Here is a 7,134-nt window from a genome sequence, read left to right on the forward strand (position 1 = left end):
ACTTTCATTTTATACCAATTAGTTTTTTTAATCACCATCTTCGAACCCATGGGATAAACATGATAAGTTTTGCAGAGTTTCTCTTCTCTTTTAGCAACCTTTATCCCACACTCTTCTTCTACTTCTCTAACGGCAGTTTCTTTCATGTTTTCGCCATCTTCAAGCTTTCCCTTTGGCAAATCCCATTTCTTATTTCTAAAAATAAACAAGTAATTCCCATTCACACTCTCCACCAAGCCACCAGCAGCTTTGATAATCTCACAGTTCTTTTTTAGCTTCCTAAATGTTTCCTGAGGGTTTTTTGTTAAAAAGATATAGCTTTTTTTCGACCCGTTTTTTAATTTTTTGTAAAATGTCTGCAAATCAAAATCCTGAAATTCAAGCTGTTGAATTTTTTCTTTTTGTTCAGGCAAAACATCTGATATGAAGAGGGTGTTATCGTTAATATAAATTCTGTATTTTTGGGCCATGTATAATAAAAGTGATATTGAATTAAAGGTAGCGGAATTTTTATTACAAATAAAGGCAATTAAATTACAACCTAATAATCCTTTTACTTGGGCCTCGGGTTGGAAGTCGCCAATTTATTGCGATAACAGAATCACCCTTTCACATCCTCAGGTTAGAACTTACATCCGTCAGAAGTTAGCACAAGCGATTCAGGAAGAATTTGGGTCAGTTGATGTTATTGCTGGAGTAGCCACTGCCGGCATTCCACAAGGCGTTTTAGTGGCGCAGGAATTAGGCTTACCTTTTATTTATGTTAGAGCTAAAGCTAAAGAACACGGAACAGGAAGCTTAATTGAAGGCGAAGTTGTTGAAGGACAACGCGTTGTAGTAATTGAAGATTTAATATCTACAGGTAAAAGCAGCCTACAAGCCGTTGAAGCACTGAGAGCTGCTGGCTTATCAGTAGCTGGTTTAGCTGCAATTTTTACTTACGGATTTGAAAAAGCTGATGAGAATTTCGCTGCTGCAAAATGCCGTTACTTAACTTTATCAAACTATGCCGCTTTAATTGATTATGCTGCCGAGCACAGTATTATTGCCAAAAGCGATATGGAATTATTAAGCAAATGGCGCTTAAATCCATCAGAATGGGGACAAGCAGTAAGTCCTAAATCATAAATACCTGAAAAACTAACCGATAAAATATATAATGACGATTATTGAAAACGCTGTAGAGGTAAATAAACCCGTTTCAGAGGTTTACACTTTTCTTTCTGACATGAACAATCATCAGCAATTGATGCCGGAAAATATTTACAACTGGGAGTCTACAGAAGATGAAGCACGTTTCACCATTCAAAATATGGCTAAACTGGCAATCAAAATCTCTAATCGTGTAGAAAACCAGGAATTAACAGCTATCCCAACCGAAAAAGCGCCTTTTGAGGTGGAGCTAAAATGGACAGTAGCAGATAATGGAAACGGTACTACCACAGCAAAACACATCATCTCAGCAGATTTAAATATGATGATGAAAATGCTGGCTTCAGGTCCATTACAAAAACTGGTTGATCATCAAACTGAAAAATTAAAAGAAATTTTAGGGTAGTCAAAAAGTACGACGGGCTGGTTTCTGACTCTTTATTTCGAAATATATAGCGAAGATTCCTCTTCGCTTTTTTTATGCGTAAAAATTCCGTTGATATTTATTTAGGAGTCTTTTATTTTGATACCTTAGTTTTTAATAACCAAAAACTATGAAATTTCATTTCCCTCAAATTTTAACGTTATTTCTTGCACCGTTTATTTACTCAAACGCAAGTTCGCAATCTCTAACTGCGCTTAAAACAGAGTATTTGGAAAACCCCATTGGCCTAGACAATGCCAAGCCGCGTTTTACCTGGCAAATGAACGATGCGAGCCTCGGCGCCAAACAAACAGCTTATCGTATTTTGGTTGATGTTGATTCAGCTGCCCTGATGCAAGAAAAAGCTAGCTGCTGGAATTCAGGCTGGAATAAATCTGATATCAACCTGGTTATTTTTTCTGGGAAACCACTAAAACCTTTTACCAAGTATTTCTGGAGGATTGATGTTACAAATGGTCGCAAAAAAACCTTCAGCAAAATTGCAAGTTTTGAAATGGGAATGATGAATATGGCCAACTGGCAAGGTGCTTGGATATCGGACAATGAAAACATCAAACTTAAACCTGCACCCTATTTTAGGTATACCTTTAACGCGGCAAAAAAAATAAAATCGGCACGAACTTATATCGCCGCCGGCGGTTTATACGAACTATCTATTAATGGTAAGAAAATTGGCAATCATCGAATGGATCCGATGTATACACGTTTCGACAGACGAACGCTGTACGTAACCTACGATGTTACCACCGCCATACAGCAGGGGAAAAATGGTATTGGCGTACTGCTAGGCAATGGTTGGTATAATCATCAATCAACAGCGGTATGGTATTTTGATCGTGCACCATGGCGTAACCGCCCTACTTTTTGTTTAGATGTGCGAATCACTTATGAAGATGGAACCACAGAAACAATTAAATCAGGCAAAGATTGGAAAACAGCTTTAAGCCCCATCGTTTTTAACAGCATTTATACGGCCGAACATTATGATGCACGCATGGAAAAGCCGGGCTGGAACACTGCAAGCTTTGATGATAAAGACTGGAAGGCCGTAATGTATCGCTCTGCGCCATCAAGAAATATTGTTGCACAAGCTTTACACCCTATTCGGAATGTTGAGGAGATTGCGACAAAATCCCTCAAAAAAATTAATGATACCACCTACCTGTTTGATTTAGGAAGGAATATTTCTGGTGTAAGCAAAATTACTTTAAATGGCCCCGCAGGAACAATTATTCGCCTTAAACATGGTGAAAGATTGTATACTAATGGTCGATTAGATATATCAAACATTGATGCACATTATCGCCCTACAGATAATACAGATCCATTTCAGACTGATATTTTAATCTTAAGTGGCAAAGGCGAGCGAAGTTTTATGCCGCATTTCAATTATAAAGGTTTTCAATATGTGGAGGTGACGACTTCCGTTCCGCTTGAGTTAAAAAAAGAAGACTTAGTGGGCTATTTTATGCATAGCGATGTTCCGCAATCTGGAAATATCAAGGCTTCAGAACCCATCATTAACAAAATATATTACGCCACCAATAATTCCTACTTATCAAATCTTTTTGGCTACCCTACTGATTGCCCGCAACGGGAAAAAAATGGATGGACGGGTGATGCCCAGATTGCCATAGAAACCGGACTATATGGTTTTGATGGGATTACCATTTATGAAAAATGGTTAGCCGATCATCGCGATGAGCAGCAGCCGAATGGCGTGCTCCCTTCTATTATTCCTACGGATGGCTGGGGTTACGAATGGGGAAACGGACCAGACTGGACGAGTACCATCGCAATTATACCGTGGAACATATATTTGTTTTATGGTGATAAAAAACTGCTTTCCGATTGTTACGAAAACATCCGTAAATATGTAAACCATATCGATGAAACGTACCCAACAGGTCTAACAAGCTGGGGGCTGGGCGACTGGATTCCGGTTAAATCAAAATCTCCTGTAGAACTCACTTCAACTTGTTATTATTATGCTGACGTGGTGATTTTGGCCAAAGCAGCTAAAATACTAGGGAAAACTGCAGATAGTGAAAGATATACCAAGCTGGCCAATAAAATTAAGCTAGCTTTCAATGCCAAATACCTTGATAAAACAAGAGGCATTTATGGTTCAGGGATACAAACAGATATGAGTGTGCCACTTTATTGGAAAATTGTTCCTGAAGAATCTGTACAGCTGGTAGCAGAAAATTTAGCTAAACGTGTAGAGGCAGACGGTTATCACCTGGATGTGGGATTGCTTGGCACTAAGGCAATATTAAATGCCTTAAGCGAAAATGGCTATAGCAATTCAGCTTACAAAGTGGCTGCGCAAAAAACGTACCCTAGCTGGGGGTGGTGGATGGAAAATGGCGCCACAACTTTATATGAAAACTGGCCAATAGATGCGAAATCCGATATCTCCATGAACCACATTATGTTTGGGGAGATTGGTGCCTGGTTGTACAAATCTCCCGGCGGTATTAAGCCTGATGAAAATCAACCTGGATTTAAACATGTCATCTTAGATCCACACATTGTGGAGGGACTAAATTCTTTTGAAGCCAGTCACATTGGTCCATATGGTAAAATTACTAGTGCCTGGCAGCGTACAAGCAAAGGCATTCAATATGATATCACTATTCCTCCAAACTCAACTGGTACAATTAACCTGGGTATGGTAAGTCAAATGGATATATTTGTGAACGGAAAACTTACCCAGTCCGGAAAAATTAATTTGGCAGCCGGTAAATATCTTATTGAACATAAAGTAAAGTAGTCATATAAATTACCAATCATCTTTCTCCCTACGTAAAGAATCATAAATTTGTTTTTGCGTGGGGATAAAAGGGTTTGAACCTAAACAATCAAGCAAATGCGCCAATTTTTCAGTACAAAATACTAATAATCAGCAATTTAGACATGATTTACAAATATTAACCGACAAAATTTCCGATTGAAGAATCAAAATTGCTGTGGCATTTGTTTTGACTAAAACGGTTATATGAACTTCAACAATTTTACAATAAAAGCCCAGGAAGCAATTCAACAGGCTTCTGAAATAGCCCAGGGCAATCAGCAGCAGGCTATTGAAACGGCACACCTCCTTAAAGGTTTGCTTACTGTTGATGAAAACGTAGTTTCTTATGTATTAAAGAAACTCAACGTAAACCTGAATACTTTAAACCAAAATTTAGACGCAGAAATTGCCAGGTTTCCGAAAGTTAGCGGAAGCAATGTCTATCTGTCATCAAATACCAATAGCGTTTTGCAGAAAGCGCAAACATTTTTGAAAGAATTTAAGGATGAATTTGTTTCTGTAGAGCATTTATTATTAGGAATTCTGGCAGTTAACGATAATACATCCAAATTATTAAAAGAACAGGGTGTTGGCGAAAAAGACCTTAAAAAAGCCATTACAGCATTACGTGGCGATAATCGTGTAACAGATCAAAACGCAGAAGCCACTTACCAGGCACTAAATAAATATGCCCGAAACTTAAATGAATATGCCGAAAGCGGAAAGCTCGATCCGGTTATCGGTAGAGATGAAGAAATTCGTCGGGTTATTCAGATTTTATCTCGTAGGACGAAAAACAATCCGATTTTAATTGGTGAGCCTGGCGTAGGTAAAACTGCTATAGCTGAAGGCATTGCGTTCAGGATTATTAAGGGTGACGTGCCTGAAAACCTAAAGAGCAAAACTGTTTACTCATTAGATATGGGTGCTTTAATTGCAGGTGCGAAATATAAAGGCGAGTTTGAAGAACGCTTAAAAGCGGTGGTAAAAGAGGTGACGCAAAGCGATGGAGATATCATTTTATTTATTGATGAAATCCATACTTTAGTGGGTGCAGGTGGTGGCGAAGGTGCTATGGATGCCGCAAATATTTTAAAGCCAGCGTTGGCCCGTGGCGAGTTGAGAGCAATTGGTGCAACTACTTTAGATGAATATCAAAAATATCTGGAGAAAGACAAAGCACTGGAGCGTCGTTTTCAAAAAGTAATGGTGGAAGAACCAGATACGCAGGATGCCATTTCTATCTTAAGGGGTTTAAAAGAACGTTATGAAACTCACCACAAAGTGAGGATTAAAGATGAAGCTATCATTGCAGCGGTAGAAATGAGTCAGCGATATATTTCTGATCGCTTTTTACCAGATAAAGCCATTGATTTAATGGATGAGGCTGCATCAAAACTACGTATGGAAATGGATAGCGTTCCTGAAAATGTTGATGCCCTTGACCGTGAAATTATGCGTTTGGAAATTGAACGTGAAGCCATTAAACGCGAAAAAGACGATCGCAAGGTTCAGGAGTTATCTGAAGAAATTGCCAATTTATCGGCAGAGCGTGATGAATTTAAAGCCAAATGGCAGGGTGAAAAAGACCTGGTTGATGCGGTTAATAATCAATTGGAACAAATTGAGCATTTTAAATTAGAGGCTGAACAAGCTGAACGTGCCGGAGATTATGGCAAGGTTGCCGAAATCCGTTACGGTAAAATCAAAGAAGCACAAGACCAGGTAGAGCAGTTAAAGGCTGATCTGGAAAATCAGCAAACAGATAGCAGAATGCTGAAGGAAGAGGTAACTGCCGACGATATCGCCGGTGTGGTTGGCCGTTGGACAGGGATTCCGGTGACGAAATTAATTGCCAGCGAGCGTGAAAAATTATTAAACCTTGAACAGGAACTGCATCAACGTGTAGCCGGACAAGACGAGGCCATTGAAGCCATTTCTGATGCCATTCGCCGCTCTCGTGCAGGTTTACAAGATAAGCGTAAACCAATTGGTTCGTTCATATTTTTAGGTACCACCGGAGTTGGTAAAACCGAATTGGCTAAGGCACTTGCAGAGTTTTTATTTAATGATGAGAATGCTTTAACGCGTATTGATATGAGTGAATATCAGGAGCGCCATGCCGTTTCACGTTTGATTGGAGCGCCTCCGGGATATGTTGGCTACGATGAAGGTGGACAGTTAACCGAAGCCGTTCGACGTAAACCATATTCAGTTGTATTGCTTGATGAAATTGAAAAAGCACACCCGGATGTATTTAATATTTTGTTACAAGTGTTAGATGATGGGCGCTTAACGGATAACAAAGGCAGAACGGTTAACTTCAAAAATACGATCATCATCATGACATCGAACATCGGTGCCCACTTAATTCAGGATAACTTCAAAAATTTGAGTGATGAAAACCGTGATGAGGTAATTGCAAAAACAAAAAATGAATTGTTTGAGGTGTTAAAACAAACCATTCGTCCGGAGTTTTTAAACCGAATCGATGAGCTGATTATGTTCACACCATTAAACCGCAGTGAAATTAGAGATATTGTTGCCTTGCAGTTTAAGCATGTTCAACAAACGCTTGCAGAAATGGGCATTGAAATGGAAGCGAGCGATGAAGCTTTAGATTGGCTGGCACAACTTGGTTACGATCCGCAATTTGGTGCACGGCCATTGAAAAGGGTGATCCAGAAAAGAATCTTAAATGAGCTGTCAAAAGAGATACTGGCGGGTAAGATAGATAAAG

5 protein-coding genes are annotated in these 7,134 nt (G+C 39.2%); 4 read left to right on the forward strand and 1 reads right to left on the reverse strand.

Features of this window, described 5'->3' with window-relative positions; translation table 11 throughout:
- Positions 1-470, reverse strand: a 470-nt coding sequence (locus ON09_RS21135) for an NUDIX hydrolase (RefSeq protein WP_010603066.1), incomplete at its 3' end; no start/stop codon positions are given.
- Between ON09_RS21135 and pyrE the strand changes: the two genes are divergently transcribed.
- The 4 genes from pyrE to clpB all read left to right on the forward strand — a co-directional run.
- Positions 469-1,128: an orotate phosphoribosyltransferase gene (gene pyrE / locus ON09_RS21140; RefSeq protein ID WP_010603067.1), complete on the forward strand. Its 660-nt coding sequence runs from the start codon at positions 469-471 to the stop codon at positions 1,126-1,128. The genes ON09_RS21135 and pyrE overlap by 2 nt on opposite strands.
- A gap of 31 nt (positions 1,129-1,159) precedes the next feature.
- Positions 1,160-1,558 (forward strand): SRPBCC family protein, encoded by a 399-nt coding sequence (locus ON09_RS21145; protein ID WP_010603068.1) that lies wholly within the window; start codon positions 1,160-1,162, stop codon positions 1,556-1,558.
- Between the two features lie 148 nt (positions 1,559-1,706).
- Positions 1,707-4,373 carry an alpha-L-rhamnosidase gene (locus tag ON09_RS21150; RefSeq protein ID WP_010603069.1) on the forward strand — a complete coding sequence of 889 codons (2,667 nt, stop codon included), beginning with the start codon at positions 1,707-1,709 and terminating at the stop codon, positions 4,371-4,373.
- A gap of 225 nt (positions 4,374-4,598) precedes the next feature.
- Positions 4,599-7,134: ATP-dependent chaperone ClpB (clpB, locus tag ON09_RS21155; RefSeq protein ID WP_010603070.1), on the forward strand; the 2,536-nt coding region annotated here is incomplete at its 3' end.

Source organism: Pedobacter agri PB92, from assembly GCF_000258495.1.
Lineage (GTDB): Bacteria > Bacteroidota > Bacteroidia > Sphingobacteriales > Sphingobacteriaceae > Pedobacter > Pedobacter agri.

What these genes read in the sequence shown, in the direction of transcription:
- pyrE (WP_010603067.1), top strand. Translation starts at nt 469, where the DNA reads ATGTATAATAAAAGTGATATTGAATTAAAGGTAGCGGAATTTTTATTA.
- ON09_RS21150 (WP_010603069.1), top strand. Translation starts at nt 1,707, where the DNA reads ATGAAATTTCATTTCCCTCAAATTTTAACGTTATTTCTTGCACCGTTT.
- ON09_RS21145 (WP_010603068.1), top strand. Translation starts at nt 1,160, where the DNA reads ATGACGATTATTGAAAACGCTGTAGAGGTAAATAAACCCGTTTCAGAG.